Genomic DNA, 24395 nt, shown 5'->3' on the forward strand with positions numbered 1-24395 from the left:
ACGAGGTACGGACTTCATGAGCGACCAGATCCAGCCCGAGGGCGACGGTTTCGCCGACCACGACCACGGGGCGCTCGGCGACGCCGAGTACGCGCAGTTCATGGAGCTCGCCGCCGAAGAGGGCTTCGACGTCGAGGACGTCGAGGGCGCCATTGAGGAGGCGGGCCAGGGCCCGCTGCCCGTCCTCGCCGTCATCGGCCGCCCCAATGTCGGCAAGTCGACCCTGGTGAACCGCATCATCGGCCGCCGCGAGGCCGTCGTGGAGGACCGCCCCGGCGTGACCCGCGACCGCGTCACCTATGAGGCCGAGTGGGCGGGCCGCCGTTTCAAGCTCGTCGACACCGGCGGCTGGGAGCAGGACGTGCTCGGCATCGACGCCTCCGTCGCCGCCCAGGCGGAGTACGCCATCGAGGCCGCCGACGCCGTGGTCTTCGTCGTGGACGCCACCGTCGGCGCCACCGACACCGACGAGGCCGTCGTACGCCTGCTCCGCAAGGCGGGCAAGCCCGTCGTGCTCTGCGCCAACAAGGTCGACGGCCCCTCCGGCGAGGCCGACGCCACCGCGCTGTGGTCCCTCGGCCTCGGCGAGCCGCACCCCATCTCCGCGCTGCACGGCCGCGGCACCGGCGACATGCTGGACGCCGTCCTCGATGCGCTGCCCGAGGCGCCCGCGCAGACCTTCGGCACGGCCATCGGCGGCCCCCGCCGCATCGCGCTCATCGGCCGCCCGAACGTCGGCAAGTCCTCGCTGCTCAACAAGGTGGCGAACGACGACCGCGTGGTCGTCAACGAACAGGCGGGCACCACCCGCGACCCCGTCGACGAGCTGATCGAGCTCGGCGGCGTGACGTGGAAGTTCGTCGACACGGCGGGCATCCGCAAGCGCGTCCACCTCCAGCAGGGCGCCGACTACTACGCCTCGCTGCGCACCGCCGCCGCCGTCGAGAAGGCGGAGGTCGCGGTGATCCTCATCGACGCCTCCGAGACCATCTCGGTCCAGGACCAGCGGATCGTGACGATGGCCGTCGAGGCGGGCCGCGCGATCGTCGTCGCGTACAACAAGTGGGACACCCTCGACGAGGAGCGCCGCTACTACCTGGAGCGGGAGATCGAGACCGAGCTCGCGCAGGTCGCCTGGGCGCCGCGCGTCAACGTCTCGGCGGCCACCGGACGCCACATGGAGAAGCTCGTCCCGGCGATCGAGGCGGCGCTCGACGGCTGGGAGACGCGCGTGCCGACCGGGCGTCTGAACGCCTTCCTCGGTGAGATCGTCGCCTCCCACCCGCACCCCGTGCGCGGCGGCAAGCAGCCCCGCATCCTCTTCGGCACGCAGGCGGGCACCAAGCCGCCGCGGTTCGTCTTCTTCGCCTCCGGCTTCATCGAGGCGGGCTACCGCCGCTTCCTGGAGCGCCGTCTTCGCGAGGAGTTCGGCTTCGAGGGCACGCCGATCCACATCTCGGTGCGAGTGCGCGAGAAGCGGGGCCGCAAGAAGTAGCAGGCAGCACCAGCACGGACCAATGCCCGGCCCCCTTCGTGGGAGGCCGGGCATTGGTCCGTGCGGCGTACCCGCTCAGTGCTCGCGGGGCGGGCCCGGCGGCAGGGCCGCGGGGAACTGGTGGTGGCCCGTGGGGTGGTACTCGTGCTGGCCGTAGCGGGCCACCTGGAAGTGGCCGTAGGAGCCGTAGCGCTGGTCGTGACGGGAGTCGTACCGCCCGTCGCCCCGGTGCTGGAAGCCGTACGACCCCGTACCGAAGGCGATGAACCCCATATCCTCCTCGCCGCTCCGGTCGCCCGGCAGCGCCCGGAAGGCCCTGCGGTACTCCGAGTAGAGCGTGTCGTAGATGGGGGTGGCCGAGTGGCTGTCCGTCGATTCCTGCGCCGTGCGCATGGAGGGGATGGGGCTCTGGTACGCCGGCCGGGGGCGGGAGGGGTCGTATGTGTGCACGTCTGTGCCAACGAAACCGGCGCCCCGCGGATGCGGGGGCCGCGCCGCTTTCCCGCTCCCGCACCAGTGTGACCGGCGCGTTCGGCCCCCGGCGGCCACCGTCGGCGCCGACCGACGCTCAGGTTCCGGCGAGCGGCATCGAGGCCGCGACGAGCCGGCCGTGGGTCGCCGCCCTGTCAAGCGCGTCCCGCAGCATGTCCTCGCGCGGCTGCCGGCCGATGGAGCCCGCGGGCGCCGCGAAGAGCAGCACGGTCTGCGTCTTGTTGGCCGCGGTCCGCCAGTCCTCGGTGACCTGGAGCGGGTGGTGCGCCTGCCACCAGGCGACGGGGGAGCCGCCGCCGGTGCCGGGCTGGAGGATGGCGTGCAGCTGGCCCATCGCGAGCAGCACCGACCAGCCGGGCAGCGGGGGCGGTACGGAGTCGAGCGAGGCGGCCGGCATGAAGCCCTGCTCGACCAGGAGCGTCAGGAAGTCGTCCCCGCCGCCCGGCGCGGCGCCGGGGCGGGCGATGGCACCGGCCGGTTCGACGACGAGCGCGGGGCGCAGCTCGCCGTCGATCAGGACGAGACCGCTGGTCACGCCGAGCACGGCCTGGTTCGGCGCCGCGCCGCCCGGTGCCCCGCCGTCGTCGCCGGTGATCGACCGCACGGCGCCCTGCAACTGCTCCTCGGTCACCGTGACGATCTGGGAAGGCAGGCAGGTGGCGTGGGCGAAGGCGAGCACGGCCGTCTCGTCACCGACGAACAGGACCGTGCTGGTGCGCTCCTGTTCGGCGTCGCCCGGGGTGCGGCAGGACGTGCAGTCGTAGCTGCCCGGGGTGTTGTCTCCGGCGAGCAGCCGGTCGGCTTCTTCGTCGCCGATCTCGGCGCGTACGTCGTCGCTGACGTCGAGCATGCGCGGCACGGGTGGCTCCTCGGGATCGTCATCTGGGGTGCATGGGGAGGGTGTGGCGAGCCGGACCGTGCCCGGCTCATAAGGAGACAACGGTGGATCAGTGGCGCAGGTCACGCGCGAAGGGGAACGGAATCGAACCATCCGCGACGGAGGGTCAACGGAGCGGCGGAATCCGTCACTCCGCGCCAACAGGTGCCGGGGACACGGAAGTTGGTGCGGTGACCTGAGTCACAGGGTGAGCGTCCGGCTGACGGCTAAATGGCGATATTGGCCGAAGAAGTGGGTGTCCGGAACTGGTTGCTACCTCGGGTAACACTCAACTGGCCTGGAACGACAAGGGCTTGGTTGATGGCGGGTCGAGAAGGCTCCTACATTCCACGGCCGTGTGCAGCGAGCACCGCTCGGGTACGCCACCGGTCGCGTCGGACGGCACCATCACCGACACCGGAGGCGGGACCGCCGGGACCCCGGACGCCGGATGCGCGAGGGGGCCCGTACGGCCAGGGGGAGCCCGGGTCCTTCGAGAGGGATATTCATGTCCGCACGTCCCAGGAACACGCGCACCATGGCAGTGATCGGAGGGGCCGCACTCCTGGCTCCGCTGGGCCTGCTTGCCGCGACCGGCCAGGCCGGTGCGGCGGACAGCGGAGTGTGGGACCGCATCGCACGGTGCGAGAGCGGCGGAAACTGGCAGATCAACACGGGCAACGGCTACTACGGCGGGCTGCAGTTCTCCGCCGGTACGTGGCGTGCGTACGGCGGCGGGGCCTACGCGCCGACCGCCGACAGAGCGTCGAAGGCGCAGCAGATCGCCGTCGCCGCCAGGGTCCAGCGCGCCCAGGGCTGGGGCGCCTGGCCCACCTGCGCGGCCCGGGCAGGCGCCTACGGCGGCGCCCCGTCCGCCGCGACGCCGGTGCCGAAGGCCGCCAAACCGGCGCCCAGGGCCGTCGGGCAGCAGCCCGGCACGGCCCCGTACCGCTCCGACCGGGGGGCCTCGCGCGGCACCCCCGGGAACTACACCGTCCGGCAGGGAGACACCCTCAGCCGCATCGCGGCCCGGCACGGAACCGGCTGGCAGCGGCTGTACGCCGCCAACCGGCAGGTCATCGGCGGCGACCCGGACGTGATCGTGCCGGGTCAGCGGCTCACGGTCTGACCTGCTGATAGTCCGACCGGGTGGGGTGGGCTCCGCGGCGCGGCGCGGCACGACCGGGGCCCGTCGCGGAGCTGCCTAGCGTGACCCGATGCATCCGAAGCTGACCAAGCGTCTCCGGCCCCTGTCCCTGGTCGTCGGCGCGGCCCTGGCGGCGATGGCACTGCCGCCCGCCGCCGCGTCCGCCGCCCCACCGTCGACGCCGGGCGCCGCCTCCGCGGTGTCCGACTGCTCGGCGGACAAGGGGCCGTGGCACTGCCTCGCCGAGTGCGAGAGCAACGGCCGGTGGGACACCAACACCGGCAACGGCTACTACGGCGGGTTGCAGTTCTACCAGCCCACCTGGGAGGCGTACGGCGGGCTCAAATACGCGCCGCGCGCCGATCTCGCCACCAGGGAGGAGCAGATCAAGGTGGCCAAGAAGGTCGTGCAGGCCCAGGGCTGGGGGGCCTGGCCCGCCTGCTCCAAGAAGCTCAGGACAGAGCGGTCCGCCCGCCCCGCCCACCAGGTGAAGGCGGGCGAGACCCTGAGCTCGATCGCCCGCGGGTACGCCCTGCCGGGCGGCTGGCAGACCTTGTACGAGGCCAACCGCGACGTGGTCGGGGGCCGCCCCGACCTGCTCGCCGTGGGCACCGCCCTGGTCATCCCGGGCGGTACGGCGACCGGGCGGGGGTTCAAAGACAGGCTCTGAGCTCTTCCGGCTCCCCGCTGAACACCACCGCGCCCCGCCGCAGTTCGTGCACGACTGCCGTCCGGCCCGCGCCCGCGCGAAGGGCCGGCGGCAGCCGCTGCTCGGCCAGGACCACACAGGCCGCCGAGCCCGCCAGAAGCGCGTACGTCCTGCTCGCGACGGCGGGCGACATGCCTTGCGTCGGTTCGTCGGCGAGGATCACCCCGGCGTCCGAGAGCAGGGCGCGGGACAGCGCGAGCATGCGCTGCTCACCGCCCGAGAGCGTGCCCGCACGGCGGGCCAGCAGAGGGCGCAGCTCGGGGTAGGCGTCGAGCGCCCGGGCGAAGCCTCCCGCCGGGCGCGCGAGTGAGAGGTTCTCGGCGACGGTGAGGGAGGCGAACACCGCCTGGCGGTCCGGCACGAAGCACAGTCCCCGCGCGGCCCGCTCGTGCGCCGCCTGGCGCGTGATGTCCCGGCCGTCGCGGAGGACCGCGCCCGCGGTCAGGGCGACCGTGCCCGCCAGGGCGCGCAGGGCCGTGGTGCGGCCGGCGCCGTTGCGGCCGAGGAGGACGGTGACGGCGCCGGCGGGGGCGGCGAGGGTGACGCCGTGCAGGGCTTCCAGGGGGCCGTAGCGGACGCGGGCGCCGCGCAGTTCGACGCCGCGCATGTCAGCGCGCCTCCTTCAGGACCCGGTCCGCCGGGCCCGAGGCGACGATGCGTCCCGCGGCCATCACGTGCACGGTGTCGGCGAGGCCCGCCACCAGGTCGAGGTCGTGCTCGACCACCAGGAGCGCCATGCCGTCGGCCGCGAGGGCCCGCAACAGGACGGCGAGCGCCCGCACCTCGGACTCGTCGAGGCCCGCGGCCGGCTCGTCGAGGAGCAGGGTGTGCGGATCGCCCGCGAGGGCCCTGGCCAGCTCGGTCCGGCGCAGGGCGCCGGTGGGGAGGCCTGCCGCCGGGTGCGCGCGCAGGCCGGTCAGGTCGAGCAGACGCAGGGCGCGGGCGGTCGAGTGCGGGGTGCGCCGGGGCGTCTGCTCCGCGCCGACCTGGACGTTCTCCGCGACCGTCAGCGAGGGGAACACCGCCAGCTGCTGAAAGGTGCGGGCCGTGCCGGTCCGGGTGCGGGCGTGCGCGGACAGCGCGGTGAGGTCGCGGGTTCCGAGGGTGATGCGGCCGGACACGGGGCGCAGGGTGCCGGCCAGACAGTGGAAGAGAGTGCTCTTGCCCGCGCCGTTGGGGCCGACCACGGCGGTGATCCGGCCGGGCGGGACGGCGAGGGTCACGTCGTCGAGGGCGGTGAAGCCGTCGTAGGCGACGGTGAGGTGGTGGGCCGTCAGGGCGGTGCTGGGGCGGGCGTGCTCGGGTCGGGTGGGGCGGGGGGCTGGAGTGGTGCCGGGGTGGGGACGCTCCGGGTGGGCGGGGCGAGGGGGTGGCACGGTGTCCGGAGCACTGCTGCCGGGGGCGGGCGGGCATCCGCCCCCGGCAGGGGCACTCGCGAGGACCGCCCGCGCCCTCCTGCCCGCACGCGTCAGACGCGGGGTGCGGCGGAATCGCCGGGCGGCCGCACGCAGCGCCTCGTACGGGCCGCCCGGGAAGCGGCCGACGAGGACCGCGAGGAGGCCGATCAGGGCCGCCGCCACGCCGCCGCGCGTCCCCGCGTCCAGGCCGACGAGCAGGGCCGCCGCCGCCAGGGCCCCGATGAGGCTGTCCGAGCCGAGGACCACCACGGCGGCGAACCAGAGGAGTCCGCGTACCGGGTCGTACGCCCCGGCGTCGAACGCGCGCTGGCCGAGCGCGAGCATGCCGCCGCCGAGTGCCGCGAGCGCCGCCCCGGTGACGAACGCGGCGAGTTTCAGGGCCGGGACCCGTACCCCGGCGGCCGCCGCGCCCGCCTCGTGGTCCCGCATCGCCGCGAGGGCGCGCCCCGTACGGCCCCGGCGCAACGCGGAGGCCGTGAGCAACGCCCCGGCCAGTAGGACGAGTTCGAGCAGGTAGTACGCGCGGTCGTCCGCGAAGCCCGCGGGACGGCCGAGGGTCAGGCCCGACGTGGCGTACGGCTGGGTGAAGACGAAGCGGCTGACCCCCACACCGACCGCGAACGTCGCGAGGGCGAGGGCGAGGCCGTGCCTGCTGATCGCGGGCCATCCGGTGAGCAGTCCCAGGGGCGCCACCAGGAGGACCGCCACCGCCAGGGCCGGGAGGTGCGGAAGAGCGGGCAGGCCGGGGAAGCGGCCCGCCGCGAGCAGGGCGGTGAAGAGCGCCCCGAGGCCCGCGTACGCCGCCTGGCCCAGGGAGATCTGGCCTCCTCTGCCGGTGACGACCACGAGCGAGAGGAGGATCACCGCCAGCGCCGGGACCTGGACGGCGGTCGTCAGGTCCGGGCCCGCGAAGCCGAACGGGAGGAGGAAGAGCACCGCCGCCACGATCCACACGCCCGGCGGCGTCGGAACGCGGTCCTCCGCGGTGCGGGGGAGCGCGTCCTTGGCGCCGATGCCCGGCAGGGCCAACGCCGCGACCAGCAGGGCTATCACGAAGAGGTTCGCGCCCGCCGTCTGCAGGAGCTGCTCCTGAAGGCCGCCGGGGTGCAGGCGGGTCAGCTGGCTCTGCGCCACGCCGAGGCCGAGGGCGACCGCCACGGCGACGGGCAGGCTGCGCATGCCGGCCGCCACCGCGACGGCCACCACCTCCATGACCAGGAGAGGCATCCCGTACGGGTCGAGACGTACGTAGGGGGCGAGCAGGACACCGGTGAGGCCCGCCGTGAAGGAGCCGAAGGCCCAGCCCGCCGCGGCCACCCGGTCCGCGTCGATGCCGCAGAGCACGGCGAGGCCGCGGTGGTCGACCACGGCCCGCAGTTCGCCGCCGAAGCGGGTGAAGCGCGTCGCCGCCCCCACCGCCGCGGCGAGGGCGACGGCGGTGCCCAGCTGCGCCCAGGGTTCGGCGGAGAGGAGGACGGGCGCGTCGTCCCGGGCGCCGGTACCCCACAGGAGGGCCGCCGCGCCGACGAGCAGGACGAAGACGCCGATGGAGGCGACCAGCGTCCGCGCCGGGTCGCCCCCGGGGGACCCTTGCTCCTGGACCGCGAGCGGGCGGAAGACCACGCGTTCCAGGAGCAGGCCGGTCCCCGGCGCGACGAGCAGCAGCGTGCACGCGGCGGCCAGCGGGAGCGGCCAGTGCCAGCCGACGGCCAGCTGGCGCAGGACGAAGGCGCAGAGCATCGCGATCGCGCCGTGCGCGAAGTTGAGGACGCCGGTCGCGCGGTACGTGACGATCAGGCCGGTGCCGGTGAGGGCGGCGGCGCTGCCGACCGAGAGCCCGGCCAGCGTGAGGTCGTAGCTCAGGGACGCCACCGGGTCAGGGCTCCGGGGCGGGCTCGGGCGTGTCGGGCGGGGCGTGCGGCGGGGCGTCCGGTTCCGGGGGGCGCGGGGGTTCGCAGATCGGGCAGGGGGCCAGGGCGTCCGCCGCGAGGACCGTGGCGTCGGCAGGGGCCGCCGTCGGCTTCCCCGCGACCAGGGGGCAGTCCGCGCGGTGCCAGAGCGTTCCGCCGGGGACCGTGAGGAGCGTGCCGCCGGTCGCCGCGGGGGCCTTCGCCCGCTCGCCGGGGGCCGCGGGTTCCACCGTGACCAGCAGGCCGTACAACTCCTCCACGCGCGCGGCCGCCAAGACGCTCCTGCCGTGGGTGAGCAGCACCGCGCCCGCGACGATCAGCGCGGCGCCCGGCACCGTGCAGGACGCGAGGTAGGGCAACTGCCGCTCGGCGAAGCGCTCCCCGGAGACGCCGTACCAGCCGATCACGCAGAGCACCGCGCCGGTGGCGAGCGCCGCGCAGGCCGCCCACACCACGGGGTGCGCGCCGCGCGGGCGGGCCGGGCCCGGCGCACCGTCCGTCCGAGCTGTCCGAGCCGCCCGCATCGAGCCCCCCCTGGGACACGTCGTCGGTCACATCAGTCACGTCGGTGGGCTGTCCATGTCAGCCGATGGCTTGCACTATGCCCTCTACGAGCCGACCCTGAAAGCTCCGGGCCGAGAAGGCCCGGACCGACACCCGGTGGTGAGCCAGATGGTTCTCGGGAGCAGCCCAAGGCAGGGGACACCCCGCGGGCGGGGGAGGGTGCGGAGCGCGGCGCTGGCTGCCGCCTCGGTCCTGCTGATCGTCCCGGCCGCCGTGGCCTGCGGTGACGACAGCGGGGGCGGCGGCGATGCCACACCACCCGAGCCGTCCGTGCAGAAGTCGTCCGCGCGCAGGTCGCAGGAACCGGCCGGGGACACCGCGTCCGCGCCCGCCGATCCGAAGGCCGCCGAGGACGAGATCCGCGCGAACTGGGAGAAGTTCTTCGACCCCGAGGTGTCCATGAAGGACAAGGAGGCCGTCCTGGAGAACGGCGCCGCGATGCGCCCGGTCCTCAAGAGCTTCAGTGGCGACAAGCGGGGCGGGCAGGTCGCCGCGAAGGTGGGCAAGGTCGAGTTCGGCTCGGCCACCGAGGCGGAGGTGACGTACGCGCTGACGCTGAAGGGCGCCACCGCGCTGCCCGACGCCTCCGGCACGGCCGTCGACGAGGACGGCACCTGGAAGGTCTCCGTCAAGACCCTCTGCGCCCTGGTGAAGCTGAGCGGCAATGCGTCGCCCGCCCCGGGCTGCTGAGGCGCTGCTCGCCCTCGTACTCCTGATGGCGGGCGCGGCCTGCGGGAGCCGGCTGCCCGAGAGCGACTTCGAGGGGCGCGGCACGGTGCCCGCCCCCGCCGCCGGGGGAGCGCCGGTCAGGGTCGGCGTCATCACCAGCGCGACCAGCCCGGTCGGCGGCGCCGCGTTCACCGGGCCGCGGGACGGCGCCAAGGCCTACTTCGACCGGCTGAACGCGCGCGGCGGCCTCGCGGGCCGCCGGGTCGAGGTGCGCACCTGCGACGACGGCGGCAGCGGGGTCGGCAACAACGACTGCGTGCACCGGCTGGTCGAGGAGCAGCGGGTCGTCGCCCTGGTGGCCACGGCCTCCCTGGACTACGCGGGCGCGGCCCGGGTCTCCCGCGCGGGCGTGCCCGACATCGGCGGGCAGCCCATCGGAGCGGCGTACGAGACGTATCCGCATCTGTACGGGATCTACGGCAGCCTCGCCCCGCGCCACGGGAAACCGGGCTGGGACGGCAGGCTGTACGGCGGGACCGAGGTCTACCGCTACTTCAAGCGCGAGCAGGGCGCCAGGACCGCCGCCGTCGTCTCCTACAACCAGGCCGCCTCCGCCGCGTACGCCCGGCTCGTCACCCGGGGCCTGAAGGCCGAGGGATACAAGGTGGTCACGGAACAGCTCGACTTCGCGCTGCCCAACTTCCGCGCCGCCGCGGCCGACCTCAAGGAGCAGGGCGCCGACCTCGTCTTCGACGCGATGGACACGCACGGCAACGCCCGGCTGTGCGCAGCGATGGACGACGTCGGCGCGAAGGTCACCGCCAAGGTCACCAACGTGCAGAACTGGACCTCGTCCGTCGGCGACGACTACAAGGACGCGCCCCGCTGCCGCAACGCGCTGTGGGCCACCGCTTCGAGCAGGAACTACGAGGACACCGGCCACCCGGCCGTGCGCGAGTTCCGCGCGGCCACGAAGGGCCGGGCGCTCTCCCAGTGGCAGCTGGAGGGCTGGGCCGCCGCCATGTGGTTCACCGACGCCGCGCGGTCCTGCCTGAGCGCGGGCGGTGACGTGACGCGCGGGTGCGTGGACCGCTTCATGGAACGGAACGAGCCGTACTCCGCGCGGGGGCTCCTTGTGCCGGTGGTCTTCGCCCACCGATCGGAGCCGCCCAGGTCGCGTCGGACGTGCATGTCGGTGGTCCGCTGGCAAGATGGGCACGGCTGGGTCACCCAAGGCGGCGAAATGACCACCAACTGCTTTGACGTCCCCCAGCTCTCCTACCAGCCTTGATGCGTCGTTTCGCTAAAAGGTTCCCATCCCTGGCTACCGATCAGGCATCTGTTCGGGAACAGGATGGTGAGGAAACCCAACCCTTGGCCAGGAATCCCCGTCTAACCCTGTGGTAGGCGGACGAGGGGGACTGTCCGCATGGAAGCGCGGAATACGGGGACGCATGCATATCTCTTTCCTGATTCACAACGCGTACGGGATCGGAGGGACGATCCGGACGACGTACAACTTGGCGAACACGCTGGCCCAGCAGCATGACGTCGAGATCGTGTCCGTCTTCCGGCACCGCGACGTGCCCGTCTTCGCGCCTGACCAGCGCGTGCGGCTCAGCCACCTCGTCGACCTGCGCAAGGACACACCGGGCTACGAGGGCGAGGACCCCGAGCACCTGCGCCCCGCCCGGACCTTCCCCAGCGCCGAGGGCCGCTACCAGCAGTACAGCGCCCTGACCGACCGGCGGATCGCCGGCCACCTCGCGGCCCTCGACGCGGACGTCGTCGTCGGCACCCGGCCCGGCATCAACGTGCACATCGCCCGCCAGACCGCGCGCGGCCCGCTGCGGGTGGGCCAGGAGCACCTCACGCTCGACAGCCACTCCAAGGAGCTCCGCCGCCAACTGCGCAGCGTCTACCCGCGCCTGGACGTCCTGACCACGACGACCGAGGCCGACGCCCGCGCGTACACCCGCAAGATGCGGCTGCCCGGCGTGCACGTCCAGGCGGTGCCGAACCCGGTGCCCGCGCCCGGCATCGAGCCCGCCGACGGCACCCACAAGTGGGTCGTCGCGGCAGGCCGGCTCGCCCCCGTCAAGCGGTACGACCTGCTGATCAGGGCCTTCGACAAGGTGCGCCGCGAGCGCCCCGACTGGCGGCTGCGGATCTACGGCGGCGGCAAGCAGAAGGACAAGCTGCGGGCCCTGATCGACGAACTCGGCCTGTACAACCACGTGTTCCTCATGGGCCCCGCCCACCCCATAGAGCCCGAGTGGGCCAAGGGCTCCATCGCCGCGGTCACCTCCAGCCTGGAGTCCTTCGGCATGACGATCGTCGAGGCCATGCGCTGCGGTCTGCCGGTGGTCGCCACCGACTGCCCGCACGGCCCCGGCGAGATCATCGACAACGGCGTCGACGGACGGCTCGTCGAGACGGGCAACGCCGACGCCATCGCGGGCGGACTGCTCGAACTGATCAACAACGACTCGCTGCGGCGGCAGATGGCGGGCGCGGCGCTCCAGGACTCCGAGCGCTTCGACCCCCAGCGCATCGCCGACCGCTACGACGCGATGTTCTCCGGGATGCTCGCCCGCGGGGGCTCGCTCGGGGGCCGGATGCGCGGCTCCCTGCACCGTACGCGCGGCGCGCTGCTCGGGGGCGCGTACGCGGTGCGGGATCTCGGCCGGGTACAGACGAAGGGATCGACCGCATGACGGCCTTGACCGCCTCGCAGGCGGCATCGCACGCCGGGGACGACGGCCAGGCGCCCGACGCGCCGCGCGCCGACTGCATCGCCGACTCCGCAGGAGGCCTGACCTTCGACGTCACGGACCCCGGCGGGTCCGGCGCGGACGAGGCGCACCTGCTGCTCCGCCGCCGCGACGCCGACTCCGCCGAGGACTACGTGCGCCTGCCGCTCTCCCCTTCGGCCGACGGCCGGCTGCGGGCCGCGCTGCCCAGCAGCGTCGAGCTCGCCGAGGGCCGCTGGAACGCGTACGCGCAGGTCGCCGGTGGTGAGCTGCGCCGTCTGATGCCGGGCGTGAACGACCTGCGCTCGCTGGTCGACCGCGCGCCCAGCGGCAGCCGGGGCCATGTCGCGGTGCGCATCCCGTACGCGACGAAGCAGGGCAACCTCTCGGTGCGCAGCTGGCTGCGCGCGCCGCACGCCGAGGCCGGCGAGATCGAGATCTCCAGTACCGCCCTGACCGTGCACGGCCGGGTCTACGGCACCGAGCTCTCCGACACCGCGTACGTCGAGGCCGTCCGGCGCGAGCAGCCGGACACCGTCCACCGGGCCGACACCGCCACCAAGGAGGCGGAGTTCACCGTCACCCTGCCGTACGGCCCGCTCGCCGGAAGCGGATCCGGGCCCTGGGACCTGTGGCTGCTCCCGGCCGGCGAGGGCGGCCCCCGGGTGCGCCTGGCCCGGATCCTCGACGACGTCCCGGACAAGAAGGCGATCTTCACCTACCCCGTGGTGAGCGTCGCGACGGCGGACGGCGCGGTCGAGGCGGGCCCGTACTACACGACAGACAACGACCTGTCGGTACTGGTCCGCGGGGCGCGCGGCGCATCGGAGGCCGGGCCGGAGCGCTGACACCGCGGACCGGGGCTGTCCTCGGCCTGAGCCTGTGTCATAGCCCCGGCACAATCACCTCCATGTTGGAGACCTCCGCACGACTGCTCCGCCTGCTCTCCCTGCTGCAGGCGCACCGCGAATGGTCCGGCGCGGCCCTCGCCGACCGGCTCGGCGTCACCCCGCGCACGGTCCGGCGCGACGTGGACCGGCTGCGTGAGCTCGGCTACCCGGTCAACGCCAGCCCCGGCACCGGCGGCGGCTACCAGCTCGGCGCGGGGGCCGAGCTGCCGCCGCTGCTCCTGGACGACGACGAGGCGGTCGCGGTCGCCGTCGGCCTGCGCACCGCCGCGGGGCAGGGCGTCGAGGGCATCGGCGAGAGTTCGGTCCGCGCGCTCTCCAAGCTCGAACAGGTGCTGCCGAACCGGCTGCGCCGCCGCGTGGGCGCCCTGAACGCGTTCACCGTGCCCATGCTGCGCGCCCCGCAGCCGCAGGGCGTCGACCCGGCGGTGCTCACCGAACTCGCCGACCTGTGCCGGGACTCGGAGCGGCTGCGCTTCGACTACCGGGACCACTCGGGCAGTGCGACGCGCAGGACCGTCGAGCCCTACCGCCTGGTGTGCACCGAGCGCCGCTGGTACCTCGTGGCCTGGGACCTGGACCGCGACGACTGGCGTACGTTCCGCGCGGACCGCATCGAACCGAGGCCGCCGCACGGGCCGCGCTTCGCCCAGCGCACCCCGCCGGCCGACGACCTCGCCGCGTACGTCGCCAAGGGCGTCTCCACGCGGGCGTACGCCGCACGGGCGGTGGTCCGCCTCCTCGTTCCGATGGAGGAGGCGGCACAGCGGATCGGGCCGGCCGACGGCGTCCTCGAGGCCGAGACCGAGGGGACCTGCCTGCTGCGCACCGGGGCGGCGAGCCTGGACGTGATGGTCTTCCACGTGCTGTTCATGGGCATCGAATTCGAGATCGTCGAGCCCGCGGAGCTCGCCGACCGGGTCAGGTCGTCGAGGGACCTCCTGAGCCGGGCCCTGGACCGGGGTGCTCCGTCTGCGGATCCGCGGGCACCCGGTCCACGCCCGGCGCCGCGTACGCCGCGTACTCGGGATGGTGCAGGTCGAACGCCGGGGACTCCGAGCGGATCCGGGGCAGCGTGACGAAGTTGTGGCGCGGGGGCGGGCAGGACGTCGCCCACTCGAGGGAGCGGCCGAAGCCCCACGGGTCGTCGACCTCGACCTTCCTGCCGTACTTGGCCGTCTTCCAGATGTTGTAGAGGAACGGCAGGGTGGACATGCCGAGCAGGAACGCGCCGATGGACGAGATGGTGTTGAGCACCGTGAAGCCGTCCGCCGCCAGGTAGTCGGCGTAGCGGCGCGGCATGCCCTCGGCGCCCAGCCAGTGCTGGACAAGGAACGTCGTGTGGAAGCCCACGAAGAGCGTCCAGAAGTGGATCTTCCCGAGCCGTTCGTCGAGCATCTTGCCCGTCAGCTTCGGCCACCAGAAGTAGAAGCCGCCGAAGGTGGCGAAGACGACGGTGCCGAACACGACGTAGTGGAAGTGCGCGACGACGAAGTACGTGTCGGTGACGTGGAAGTCCAGCGGCGGCGAGGCGAGGATGACCCCGGTGAGGCCGCCGAAGAGGAAGCTCACGAGGAAGCCGACCGCCCACAGCATGGGTGTCTCGAAGGACAGCGAGCCCTTGAGCATCGTGCCCGTCCAGTTGAAGAACTTCACGCCCGTCGGGACCGCGATGAGGAAGGACACGAAGGAGAAGAAGGGCAGCAGGACCGCGCCGGTGGCGAACATGTGGTGCGCCCACACGACGACGGACAGGCCGGTGATGGCCATCGTCGCGCCGATCAGCGGCAGATAGCCGAAGATCGGCTTCCGGCTGAAGACCGGGATGATCTCGGAGATGATGCCGAAGAACGGCAGCGCGATGATGTAGACCTCGGGATGCCCGAAGAACCAGAAGAGGTGCTGCCACAGCAGCGCACCGCCGTTCTCCGGCGCGAAGACCAGCGAGTGGAAGCGCCGGTCGGCCTCCAGGACGAGCAGCGCGGCGGCGAGCACGGGGAACGCGATGAGCACCAGGATCGAGGTGAACAGCACGTTCCAGGTGAAGACGGGCATCCGGAACATCGTCATGCCCGGCGCCCGCATCCCGATGATGGTGGTCAGGAAGTTGACCGAGCCGAGGATCGTGCCGAAGCCGGAGAGCGCGAGTCCCATGATCCACAGGTCGGCGCCGATGCCCGGTGACCGCTCCAGGCTGTTGAGCGGGGCGTACGCGAACCAGCCGAACCCGGCGGGCCCGCTCGGCACGAACAGCGAGCCGATCACCATCAGGCCGCCGAAGAGGAACAGCCAGTAGGAGAGCATGTTGAGCCGCGGGAAGGCGACGTCGGGCGAGCCGATCTGCAGCGGCATGATCTCGTTGGCGAACCCCGCGAACGTGGGCGTCGCGAAGAGCAGCAGCATGATCGTGCCGTGCATGGTGAAGGCCTGGTTGAACTCCTGGTTGGTCATCAGCTGCAGCCCCGGCCGGGCCAGTTCGGCCCGCATCAGCAGGGCGAGCACGCCGGCGAGCAGGAAGAAGACGAACGAGGTGATCAGGTAGAGGTGGCCGATCTTCTTGTGGTCCGTGGTGGTCAGCCAGTCCACGATGATCCGGCCGGGACGCCGGTCCCGCACCGGTCGTTCGGTCACGCTCGCCGTCTCGGTCCCCATCGGTCGCCCCTTCGCCATCGCGTACTGGGCCTGCCCGGAGCCTCTCCGGGCCCACGCCATGATGCTCGTGTCGTCCCGGCTCCGACAGGGGGCGTACGCGCCGACTCCAGGCGCCCCGCATGCGGCCGAACAAGCCGGAATCGGGAATTCCATCACGCCTCGTCACATCCCGTACGGCGTCCGGTATTCGGAATTGCGGAGGGCTCGTAAAGGGTCCGTGGTGTTATTCGGCGAGGGTTTATCCGTAGCTGTCGAAGTCTGCTCCCGAGTGACTCGAAGACATCGCTGAATTACGCCGGTACAAGTACGGAACCGCCCATACGTGTGACGGAGTTCGACCGAAACGCGCGTGCTGATCCTGTGACAAAAGCGTGACCGGAGAGGTACCGGTGACGCATGGTGTCCGCCGCCCGGCCTTCCCCGCCGGTGCCGCGCCGCCTAACGTGGGCCGCATGGCACCTATCCCGACCCCTCCCGCAGAGCCCGAGGACAGCCCCGACCACTACGTGGGCCTCCCGGCCGACGACGCCGAGCGCCAGGCGCGCGAGCAGGGCTGGTCCACTGTCAGATCGCTGCCGCCGGGCACGGTCATCACCATGGAGTACCTGGAGGGGCGGCTCAACTTCGAGGTCGAGGAAGGCGTCGTGACCCGCTCCTGGAAAGGCTGAGCGGGCCCGCGCGGCCCACGACGAAGGCCCCGGTTCCGATGAGGAACCGGGGCCTTCGCGGTGCGGGGGATGGGCTGTGCGTACCGCCCCCGCTGTCCGTGGGGTCAGCCGCCCGCCACCGGGCGGGCCGACGGAGTGGCGCGGGAGGCGCGGTCGGAGCCCGGCGGGCGGCGGCTGCCGGCCGGGGTGACCGGGGTCCGCTCGGAGCGGGCGGTGTGCGGGCCGGGCGCCAGATAGGCAGCGGGCCGCGCGGCGCGGGCGGCGCCGACGGGCTCACGCACGGGCGGATCGTCGGTCCCCGTGCGCTGCGGGACCATCGCGGGGGCACCGACGGGGGTGGGCTGCGGTCCGGGCACCGTGATGACGCCGGTGCGGCGGGCGCGCCAGGCGTCGCGGAGGCTGAAGATCGTGGCCTCGACGCGGGCGATCGTGGTTTCGCACCAGGGCAGCGCGAGCAGGATGAGCAGACCGGCCGCCCAGCCGAGGAAGACATCGCTCAGCCAGTGCGTACCGAGGTAGACGGTGGTGAGGCCGACGCTCAGGGAGACCACCGCGGAGAGGGCCGACAGATAGCGGCGGGTGCGCGGGGTGGAGGCGAGGTAGGCCAGGATTCCCCAGGTCACCACGGCGTTGGCGGTGTGGCCCGAGGGGAATATATCGCCGCCGAGCCACATCTCGTTCGAGCCGATCACGGTGGCGTAGTGCGGGCCGAGGCGGCCCATGCCGAGCTTGGCGGCGCCGACGGTGACGTTGAGCAGGAGCAGTGCGGCACCGAACATCAGGAGCGGGCGCAGCGTGTGCTGCCGCCAGGAGCGCCAGCCGAGCCAGGCCGCGACCATGACGGCGGTCGGACCGCGCTGGCCGAGGACGACCCAGTAGTCGAGGAAGGCGTGGATCTCCGGCCACTGCTGGTAGGGCCGGAAGAACATGACCTGCCAGTCGAACCGCACCAGCCACGAGGTGGCGAGCACGGCGACGACGATGGCGAGGTAGAAGGCCAGGGTCGCGCTGAAGAGCACGACCCTGTGCCGGCTCATCCTCGGCACATCGAGGTGGGTCGGTCGTTCCGGCTCACGGTCAAGCCGGGCGAAGACCCGGTCAAGACGGGTGAGGTTTCGTTCGGTACGCACCCAATCGACGTTACAGCGGGTGAGTGCGGCACTAGGCCGAATCAGTGTCTTTGTGATGACGATGTGATGTGGGATTGATCTCAGGACGTGGCTTATTCCCGGGGTTTCTTTAATCCCCGCCGACGCCCTTACCTAATTCGTTGATCATTTCCGATGCTGTTTTATGGGCCTTATGAATTCGTTCACCGGGACCTGGTGTGGAATTTCCCGTCCGATCACCGGAGGGCCGCGGAAATGATCATGACGTGATCAGGGCGGCCCCGAGCCGTGCAGCCAGAACGCCCCGTAGACCGCGCTCGCCACGGCGACGCAGCCGAGGATCAGCGCCGACCTGGACGTACGCAGCCGGGCCAGCGCCACCGCCACGGGCAGCAGCAGCGGGAAGGCGGGCATCAGGAGCCGTGGCTTCGAGCCGAAGTATCCGGCCGCGCAGAGCGCGAGCGCGACGACGGTCCCGCAGTAGACGAGCAGCGGCAGCGGCTGCTTCCCCCGCACGCCGAGGACGTAGAGCCAGACCACCAGGGCGACACCGGCGATGAGGCCGAGACCGGCGAGGGCGCCGGGGACGGAGGTGAACTTCTCCCCGATGAAGCGTGCGAAGGCGTAGCCGAAGTCGAAGCCGTTGCCCCAGCCCGCCTGGACGTCGAGGTAGCCGAAAAGGCCGCCCCCGGTGCGGTGGCCGACCCACAGCACATAGGCCGCGGCGCCGAGCGGGGCCAGGACCACGCCGAGGACCATGCGCGGACCGGCCCGCCGCTCGCGGTGGATCCGTACGGCCGCCGCCACCCAGATCGCGGCCACCACCGCGGCGCCCACCGGCCGCGTCAGACCGGCGAGGGAGGCGAGCACGCCCGCCGTCACCCACCGGTCCCTGAGCACCGCGTACAGCGACCAGGCGGCGAGGGCCGTGAACAGCGACTCGCTGTACGCCATCGACTGCACGATGCCGACCGGCAGCACCGCCCAGAGCGCGACCGCGCAGATCCCGGCCCGGCGCCCGTGGACGCGCTCGGCGACCGCGAAGATCCCCGCGGCCGCGAAGAGCGAGGCGAGCCAGCTCACCACGAGACCCGCGTCGGCGTACGACAGGGGACCGATCGCGGAGACGAGCCGTTCGAGCCAGGGCAGCAGCGGGAAGAACGCGAGGTTCGAGTGGACGTCGCCGTTCGGCAGCGTCACCTGCCAGCCGTAGCCGTGCTCGGCGACGCGGGTGTACCAGAGCGAGTCCCAGCGGGCGGCGAGCAGCGTGTGCGGACTCCTGCCCGCCGCCGCGCCCCACACCGCGAGCACCGCGAGACCCAGCGCGCGCACCCCGGCGTACACGAGGAGCGCGGGCACCGCACGGCGCAGCACGTGGCCCGCCGGGGGCGGCGAGGGGCGTAGCTCAAGATCGGTCACGGGCTCGATTATCGGCCGTCGGGGGAGCCGGCCACTCCGGCGGGGCACGGCGGCGGGCCGCGGCGTGGCGCATGCCACAGCACATCCGTACAACCATGAGAGGTCCACCACGCGCCCCTCGCGTGGACTCGCGTACTCTGACGGCTCACTCGCCGATGTCTGCGCCGCCGGAGCAGGGAGTACGCAATCCCGCCCGCCGCCGACGCGAGGGACCACTGGGAGGTACGCACATGTCCGGGACGACCACGGCCGCGGCACCGCGGAGCCGCCGGGGACCCGGGTCCTGCGCGGGGACCAACCGCTGGGTCGTGCTCGTCGTCCTCTGCGTCAGCCTGCTGCTCGTCGCCGTCGACGCCACCGTGCTGCACGTCGCGGTGCCCGCGGTCACCGAGGACCTCAAGCCCGGCGCCATCGAACTCCTGTGGATCGTCGACATCTATCCACTGGTCTGCGCCGCGCTCCTCATCCTCTTCGGCACGCTCGGCGACCGCGTCGGCCGCAGACGCGTCCTCCTCCTCGGATACGCCCTCTTCGGCGTCGCCTCGGCGATCGCCGCCCTCGCGGACAACGCGCAGGTCCTCATCGCGGCCCGGGCGCTGCTCGGCGTCGGCGGCGCGATGATCATGCCCGCCACCCTGTCGATCCTGCGCCAGGTCTTCCCCGACCGGCGCGAGCGGGCCGTCGCCATCGGGCTCTGGAGCGCGGTGGCCGCGGTCGGCGCGGCCGTCGGCCCGCTGCTCGGCGGGTTCCTCCTCGAACACTTCTGGTGGGGCTCGGTCTTCCTCATAAACATCCCGCTGATGCTGGTCAGCCTGCCCGTCGGGCGCTGGCTGCTGCCCGAGTCGACCGGCGAAAGGAACGGGCCCTGGGACGTGGTCGGCGCGCTGATGGCCGCGAGCGGACTCTTCGGCGTCGTCCTCGGCGTCAAGCGGCTCGGCGGCGGCGAGTCGCCGCTCGGCCCCACCACCCTCACTTCCCTCGCCGTGGGCGGCGCGCTCCTCGCGGGCTTCGTCCGCAGGCAGCGCAGGCGCCGGTACCCCCTGGTCGACCTGTCGATGTTCGCGCGGCCCGCGTTCAGCACGTCGGTCGGCTGCATCGTCCTCGCCATGCTCGCCCTCGTCGGCCTCGAACTGATCGCCGCGCAGTATCTGCAGCTGGTCCTCGGCCTCACCCCGCTGGAGACCGGGCTGCGTCTCCTCCCTCTCACCATCGCCGCGATGACCGCGGGCCTCGCCGGATCCAAGCTGCTCGGCGGTCTCGGCCCGCGCACGATGGTCTGCGCAGGCTTCTGCCTCACCGCCTTCGCCGTGGTGCTGCTCACCGGCATGGGCGCCCACGCCAACGACGCGCTGCTCCTCGGCGGCTTCGTGCTGCTCGGCTTCGGCCTGGAGACCACGCTCTTCGGCGCGTACGAGTCGATGCTGAGCGAGGCCCCGCAGGACCAGGCGGGCGGCGCCGCGGCGATCGGCGAGACCTCCTACCAGCTCGGCGCGGGCATCGGCATCGCGCTGCTCGGCAGCGTCATGAACGCGGCGTACGCGCCGGGGCTCTCCTCGGTGAACGGGGTGCCGGCGGCGGACAGCGCCGCGGCGAGCCACTCGCTCGGCGAGGCGTACGAGGTCGCCTCGCGGCTCGGCGGCGGGGCGGGGGACGCGCTGCGGAGCGCGGCGCGGGACTCCTTCGTGCACGGGCTGCATGTGACGTTGCTGGTCAGCGCGGGGCTGTTGCTGCTCGGGGCGGTGGCGGCGCTGAGGCTGCCGCGGGGGATGGAGTGCGGGGGGCCGGCCCCTGCGGGGCGGCCTGAGCGGGGGGCGCAGCGGGGGGTGCCTTCGCCTCGTGACCCGGCGCGGGTCGGGGCGGGGTCGTCGTCTGTGGATGCGTGAACCTTTCGGCGGGGTCTTTGGGTGCGGGTGATTCGTGGCTGGGTACGCGGTTCCCCGCGCCCCTGGGCGGGCCCGGCTTCTTCTCCGGCTGCGGGTGATTTGTGGCTGGGTGCGCGGTTCCCCGCGCCCCTGAGAGCCGTCGGCGCGCCGGTCACCGCGCCCCTGGGCGGGCTCGGCTTCTTTTCCGCTGCGGGTGACTCGTGGCTGGGTGCGCGGTTCCTCGCGCCCCTGAGAGCCGTCGGCGCGCCGGTCACCGCGCCCCTGACGGCGGGCCGGGAAGCTCTGGACGTGCGGGACACTGCGTCGTAACGTCGGCGCGAGCCATAGTTGACTATCACCGCTAGTTTTGTGTCGCCGGAGGCCCGCATGTCCGCAAGTGCCCGTGCCCGCACCCCTCTGCCGCCCCTCGACCCCGCCGACCTCCTCGGCATCGACGACCTCCTCGACCCCGAGGACCTCGCCATCCGGGACACCGTCCGCACCTGGGCGACCGACCGGGTCCTGCCGCACATCGCCGACTGGTACGAGCGGGGCGAGCTGCCCGGCATCCGGGAACTGGCGCGGGAGCTCGGCTCCATCGGGGCCCTCGGCATGTCCCTGGAGGGGTACGGCTGCGCGGGCGCCACCGCCGTGCAGTACGGGCTGGCCTGCCTGGAGCTTGAGGCCGCCGACTCCGGCATCCGCTCCCTCGTCTCCGTGCAGGGCTCCCTCGCCATGTACGCCATCCACCGCTTCGGCTCCGAGGAGCAGAAGCAGCGCTGGCTGCCGGGCATGGCCGCCGGCGAGATCATCGGCTGCTTCGGCCTGACCGAGCCGGACCACGGCTCCGACCCGGCGTCCATGCGGACGCACGCCAAGAAGGACGGGACGGACTGGATCCTCACCGGGCGCAAGATGTGGATCACCAACGGGTCGGTGGCCGGGGTCGCCGTGGTGTGGGCCCGGACCGACGACGGCATCAGGGGATTCGTCGTCCCGACCGACGTACGGGGCTTCTCGGCGCCCGAGATCAAGCACAAGTGGTCGCTGCGCGCGAGCGTCACCAGTGAGCTGGTCCTTGACGAGGTGCGGCTGCCCGCGGACGCCGTGCTGCCCGAGGCCACCGGGCTCAAGGGGCCGCTGAGCTGTCTCTCCCACGCCCGCTACGGCATCGTCTGGGGAGCCATGGGCGCGGCCCGCTCCTCCTTCGAGGCGGCCGTGGAGTACGCGAAGAGCCGCGAGCAGTTCGGCCGGCCGATCGGCGGCTTCCAGCTGACCCAGGCCAAGCTCGCCGACATGGCGGTCGAACTGCACAAGGGCATCCTGCTCGCCCACCACCTCGGGCGGCGGCTGGACGCGGGCCGGCTCCGTCCCGAACAGATCAGCTTCGGCAAGCTCAACAACGCGCGGGAGGCGATCGAGATCTGCCGCACGGCCAGGACGATCCTGGGCGCCAACGGGATCTCGCTCGAATACCCCGTCATGCGGCACGCGACGAACCTCGAGTCGGTGCTCACCTACGAGGGCACTGCCGAGATGCATCAACTGGTACTGGGCAAGGCGCTCACCGGTCTCGATGCCTTCCGGTGAGCCGGTTCGTTCCTTCGTGCCTCCGGTGAGCGGCCCTGCCCCTAGCTCTGGTTGAAGAAGCCGTCGGAGAGGCGGCTCTTGGCCTCGCCGACGATCTGCGTGTCGGCGGGGGTGAGCAGGAAGACCCGCGTCGCCACCCGCTCGATCGAACCGCGCAGGCCGAAGGTGAGGCCCGCGGCGAAGTCGACGACACGCTTGGCATCGGTGGGCTCCATGGACGTGAGGTTCATGATGACCGGGACGCCGTCCCGGAAGAGCTCGCCGATGGCGCGCGCGTCCCGGAAGCTGTCCGGCGTCACGGTCCCGATCCGGCGGTCCTCCTCAGCCGCCGCCTCGGTCGCCACCCGCGCCCGCGGGTCGGTGACCCAGGCCTCCGGCTGGTCGGGCCCCTCAGCCCGGTCGTCTTCGTAGCCGTCGTCGTAGTAACGCTCGTTGTTGTCGTCGTCGACGAGGCCAAGCCAAGCACTCGCCTTGCGCACCGATCCCATGGACGCCTCCTCTCACAGCGGTTTCCCTGGATTCCGCATCCCTATCGTCGTCCATGATGCGGATGATGCGCCAAGTGGATAGTCGCCGCGCGGGGTTTTCGTGACGGTACTGGTGCAGAGTCAACACGCCGATGTGCGGTGCGCTCCAAGGGCCGTCCCGTGTACGGCTGCTGACTGTGAGTGAAATATGATTCTTCACGGCGTATGGGTGACGGCCCGTGCGTACGGGTGAACGGGGCCGTCGCTACGATGCGCGGAGTTGATCGCTTCGGGCCACTCGGGGGAGTCGTCTTGTTCGGAATCGTCAGGCCCTGCAGCCATCGCCTCGGGGAGGGGCTCAAGACGCAGTGGATGGCGCATCTGTGCGGCCTCTGCCTCGCGCTGCGCAGCGACCACGGTCAGTTCGCCCGTGTCGTCACCAACTACGACGGCCTCATCATCTCGGTCCTGACGGAGGCTCAGGCCGAGCGGTCCACCGGGTGGCGGCGCACCGCGGGGCCCTGTCCGCTGCGGGGCATGCGGACCGCGTCCGTCGCCCGGGGCGAGGGGGCGCGGCTCGCCGCCGCCGTCTCGCTGGTGCTCGCGTCGGCGAAGGTCAGGGACCACGTCGTCGACGGGGACGGGGTCCTGGCGCGCAGGCCGGTGGCCGTCGCCGCCCGGCGGGTGGCCCGGGGCTGGGACCGGGCGGGCGCGCGGACCGGCGCCGATGTGGGGTTCGACACCGCGGTCCTGGTCGACGCCGTCGAACGGCAGGCCGGCATCGAGGCCTTGGCGGGGCCCGGCACCTCGCTGCTCACCGTCACCGAGCCGACCGAGACCGCGACCGCCGCGGCCTTCGCGCACACCGCCGTGCTCGCCGGGCGGCCCGGCAACGCGGCGCCGCTCGCCGAGGCGGGCCGGCTCTTCGGGCGCCTCGCCCACCTCCTCGACGCCGTGGAGGACAGGGAAGCTGACGCCGCGTCGGGCGCCTGGAACCCGCTCACCGCGACCGGTACGCCCCTGACCGAGGCGCGGCGCCTGGCCGACGACGCGCTGCACGGCATCCGGCTCGCACTGCGCGACGCCGAGTTCACCGACGGCAAGCTGGCGCACATGCTCCTCGCGCACGAGCTGTCCAGGTCGGTCGACCGGGCCTTCGGCACCGAAGCGTGCGGACACACACATCAGGTGACGGCGCATCAGGGCGGTGCGTACGGGGCACCGCAGCAGGGCGGCGCGTACGGGCCTCCCGCCGATGGGCCGTACGGGTCGCAGAACCCCTACGGGGGCGGCAACCCTTACGGGGACGGCAACCCTTACGGGGGCGGCGCACCCGGTGGGCCCGGCGGTCCCGGGCAGGGCGGTCCTGGTGGCCCCGGTGGCCCCGGTGGCCCCGGTGGCCCTGGTGGCTTCGGTGGCGGGCCCGCCTTCGACCCGCAGCCGCCGAAGCCCGGCAAGCGCGGCTTCTGGGCGGGCTGCGCCGTCGCCATCGGCCTCTGCTGCACCTGCAAGGTGTGCTGCGCCGACCACTACGAGGGCCCCTGGTCGCGCAAGCGGCGCGAGGGCTGCTGCAACGACTGCGACTGCAACTGCGACGGCGGGTGCTGTGAATGCTGCGAGTGCTGCTCCTGCTGCGACTGCGGACTCTGACCGGTCCCGCCTGAGCCGGGCCACGCCGACGGATGT

Annotated in this window: 20 protein-coding genes and 1 pseudogene; 12 read left to right on the forward strand and 9 right to left on the reverse strand. The window is 72.8% G+C overall.

Annotated elements, in window-relative coordinates; all coding sequences use genetic code 11:
* Positions 1 to 16 precede the first annotated feature (16 nt).
* Positions 17 to 1495 carry a ribosome biogenesis GTPase Der gene (der, locus tag ACFVYR_RS22275; RefSeq protein WP_384251312.1) on the forward strand — a complete coding sequence of 493 codons (1479 nt, stop codon included), beginning with the start codon at positions 17 to 19 and terminating at the stop codon, positions 1493 to 1495.
* 75 nt (positions 1496 to 1570) lie between these two features.
* On the opposite strand, the gene ACFVYR_RS22280 is transcribed toward der, so the two are convergent.
* Both ACFVYR_RS22280 and ACFVYR_RS22285 read right to left on the reverse strand, forming a co-directional pair.
* Positions 1571 to 1945, reverse strand: a complete 375-nt coding sequence (locus ACFVYR_RS22280) for a hypothetical protein (RefSeq protein ID WP_384251315.1) — start codon at positions 1943 to 1945, stop codon at positions 1571 to 1573.
* Between the two features lie 118 nt (positions 1946 to 2063).
* On the reverse strand, positions 2064 to 2846 hold the full coding sequence (locus ACFVYR_RS22285) for a hypothetical protein (protein WP_384251317.1): 783 nt from the start codon (positions 2844 to 2846) through the stop codon (positions 2064 to 2066).
* Positions 2847 to 3372: 526 nt separating this feature from the next.
* On the opposite strand from ACFVYR_RS22285, the gene ACFVYR_RS22290 reads away from it, so the two are divergent.
* Together ACFVYR_RS22290 and ACFVYR_RS22295 are read left to right on the forward strand one after the other, a co-directional pair.
* Entirely contained in the window at positions 3373 to 3993 is a 621-nt protein-coding gene (locus tag ACFVYR_RS22290) for a transglycosylase family protein (protein WP_384251320.1), read from the forward strand.
* A gap of 88 nt (positions 3994 to 4081) precedes the next feature.
* Entirely contained in the window at positions 4082 to 4681 is a 600-nt protein-coding gene (locus tag ACFVYR_RS22295) for a transglycosylase family protein (protein ID WP_384251322.1), read from the forward strand.
* On the opposite strand, the gene ACFVYR_RS22300 is transcribed toward ACFVYR_RS22295, so the two are convergent.
* From ACFVYR_RS22300 to ACFVYR_RS22310, 3 genes are read right to left on the reverse strand one after another with little or no spacing between them, the layout of a single operon-like run.
* Positions 4665 to 5327 (reverse strand): ATP-binding cassette domain-containing protein, encoded by a 663-nt coding sequence (locus ACFVYR_RS22300; RefSeq protein ID WP_384251325.1) that lies wholly within the window; start codon positions 5325 to 5327, stop codon positions 4665 to 4667. The two genes, ACFVYR_RS22295 and ACFVYR_RS22300, sit on opposite strands and share 17 nt — an antisense overlap.
* Before the next feature lies 1 nt (position 5328).
* The gene (locus ACFVYR_RS22305; protein WP_384251328.1) at positions 5329 to 8010 is read right to left on the reverse strand and encodes an ATP-binding cassette domain-containing protein; all 2682 of its coding nucleotides are present in this window, start codon (positions 8008 to 8010) and stop codon (positions 5329 to 5331) included.
* A 4-nt stretch (positions 8011 to 8014) separates the two neighbouring features.
* The gene (locus tag ACFVYR_RS22310) at positions 8015 to 8572 is read right to left on the reverse strand and encodes a hypothetical protein (RefSeq protein WP_384251330.1); all 558 of its coding nucleotides are present in this window, start codon (positions 8570 to 8572) and stop codon (positions 8015 to 8017) included.
* A 148-nt stretch (positions 8573 to 8720) separates the two neighbouring features.
* On the opposite strand from ACFVYR_RS22310, the gene ACFVYR_RS22315 reads away from it, so the two are divergent.
* The 5 genes from ACFVYR_RS22315 to ACFVYR_RS22335 all read left to right on the forward strand — a co-directional run bounded on the left by ACFVYR_RS22315 (position 8721) and on the right by ACFVYR_RS22335 (position 14021).
* Entirely contained in the window at positions 8721 to 9302 is a 582-nt protein-coding gene (locus ACFVYR_RS22315; protein WP_384251332.1) for a hypothetical protein, read from the forward strand.
* Positions 9277 to 10572 (forward strand): ABC transporter substrate-binding protein, encoded by a 1296-nt coding sequence (locus tag ACFVYR_RS22320; RefSeq protein WP_384251334.1) that lies wholly within the window; start codon positions 9277 to 9279, stop codon positions 10570 to 10572. The genes ACFVYR_RS22315 and ACFVYR_RS22320 overlap by 26 nt, the downstream gene beginning before the upstream one ends.
* 163 nt (positions 10573 to 10735) lie before the next feature.
* Positions 10736 to 11998: a glycosyltransferase family 4 protein gene (locus ACFVYR_RS22325; RefSeq protein ID WP_384251337.1), complete on the forward strand. Its 1263-nt coding sequence runs from the start codon at positions 10736 to 10738 to the stop codon at positions 11996 to 11998.
* Positions 11995 to 12882 (forward strand): hypothetical protein, encoded by an 888-nt coding sequence (locus ACFVYR_RS22330; protein ID WP_384251339.1) that lies wholly within the window; start codon positions 11995 to 11997, stop codon positions 12880 to 12882. Before ACFVYR_RS22325 ends, ACFVYR_RS22330 begins: the two co-directional genes overlap by 4 nt.
* A 62-nt stretch (positions 12883 to 12944) precedes the next feature.
* A complete protein-coding gene (locus ACFVYR_RS22335; protein WP_384251341.1) occupies positions 12945 to 14021 on the forward strand; it encodes a helix-turn-helix transcriptional regulator in 1077 nt (358 codons plus the stop codon).
* A gap of 46 nt (positions 14022 to 14067) precedes the next feature.
* On the opposite strand, the pseudogene ctaD reads toward ACFVYR_RS22335, so the two are convergent.
* Positions 14068 to 15747 (reverse strand): annotated as a pseudogene (gene ctaD / locus ACFVYR_RS22340) (cytochrome c oxidase subunit I); the annotation flags it as partial.
* A gap of 299 nt (positions 15748 to 16046) precedes the next feature.
* On the opposite strand from ctaD, the gene ACFVYR_RS22345 reads away from it, so the two are divergent.
* On the forward strand, positions 16047 to 16262 hold the full coding sequence (locus tag ACFVYR_RS22345; RefSeq protein ID WP_384251344.1) for an I78 family peptidase inhibitor: 216 nt from the start codon (positions 16047 to 16049) through the stop codon (positions 16260 to 16262).
* A 104-nt stretch (positions 16263 to 16366) separates the two neighbouring features.
* On the opposite strand, the gene ACFVYR_RS22350 is transcribed toward ACFVYR_RS22345, so the two are convergent.
* Entirely contained in the window at positions 16367 to 17392 is a 1026-nt protein-coding gene (locus tag ACFVYR_RS22350) for a phosphatase PAP2 family protein (RefSeq protein WP_384251347.1), read from the reverse strand.
* Positions 17393 to 17641: 249 nt separating this feature from the next.
* Positions 17642 to 18790, reverse strand: coding sequence for a glycosyltransferase family 39 protein (locus ACFVYR_RS22355; protein WP_384251349.1), 1149 nt, complete (start codon positions 18788 to 18790; stop codon positions 17642 to 17644).
* 230 nt (positions 18791 to 19020) lie between these two features.
* Between ACFVYR_RS22355 and ACFVYR_RS22360 the strand changes: the two genes are divergently transcribed.
* Both ACFVYR_RS22360 and ACFVYR_RS22365 read left to right on the forward strand, forming a co-directional pair.
* A complete protein-coding gene (locus tag ACFVYR_RS22360) occupies positions 19021 to 20673 on the forward strand; it encodes an MFS transporter (protein WP_384251352.1) in 1653 nt (550 codons plus the stop codon).
* Between the two features lie 366 nt (positions 20674 to 21039).
* The gene (locus tag ACFVYR_RS22365) at positions 21040 to 22242 is read left to right on the forward strand and encodes an acyl-CoA dehydrogenase family protein (protein WP_384251355.1); all 1203 of its coding nucleotides are present in this window, start codon (positions 21040 to 21042) and stop codon (positions 22240 to 22242) included.
* 41 nt (positions 22243 to 22283) lie between these two features.
* Here the strand turns inward: ACFVYR_RS22365 and ACFVYR_RS22370 are convergent, their stop codons facing one another.
* Positions 22284 to 22730 (reverse strand): cell division protein SepF, encoded by a 447-nt coding sequence (locus ACFVYR_RS22370; RefSeq protein ID WP_384251357.1) that lies wholly within the window; start codon positions 22728 to 22730, stop codon positions 22284 to 22286.
* A gap of 291 nt (positions 22731 to 23021) precedes the next feature.
* Here ACFVYR_RS22370 and ACFVYR_RS22375 point away from each other — a divergent pair, with 291 nt between their 5' ends.
* A complete protein-coding gene (locus tag ACFVYR_RS22375) occupies positions 23022 to 24359 on the forward strand; it encodes a DUF5685 family protein (RefSeq protein WP_384251359.1) in 1338 nt (445 codons plus the stop codon).
* Positions 24360 to 24395: the final 36 nt, after the last annotated feature.

The organism is Streptomyces sp. NPDC058284, assembly GCF_042881135.1.
GTDB lineage: Bacteria > Actinomycetota > Actinomycetes > Streptomycetales > Streptomycetaceae > Streptomyces.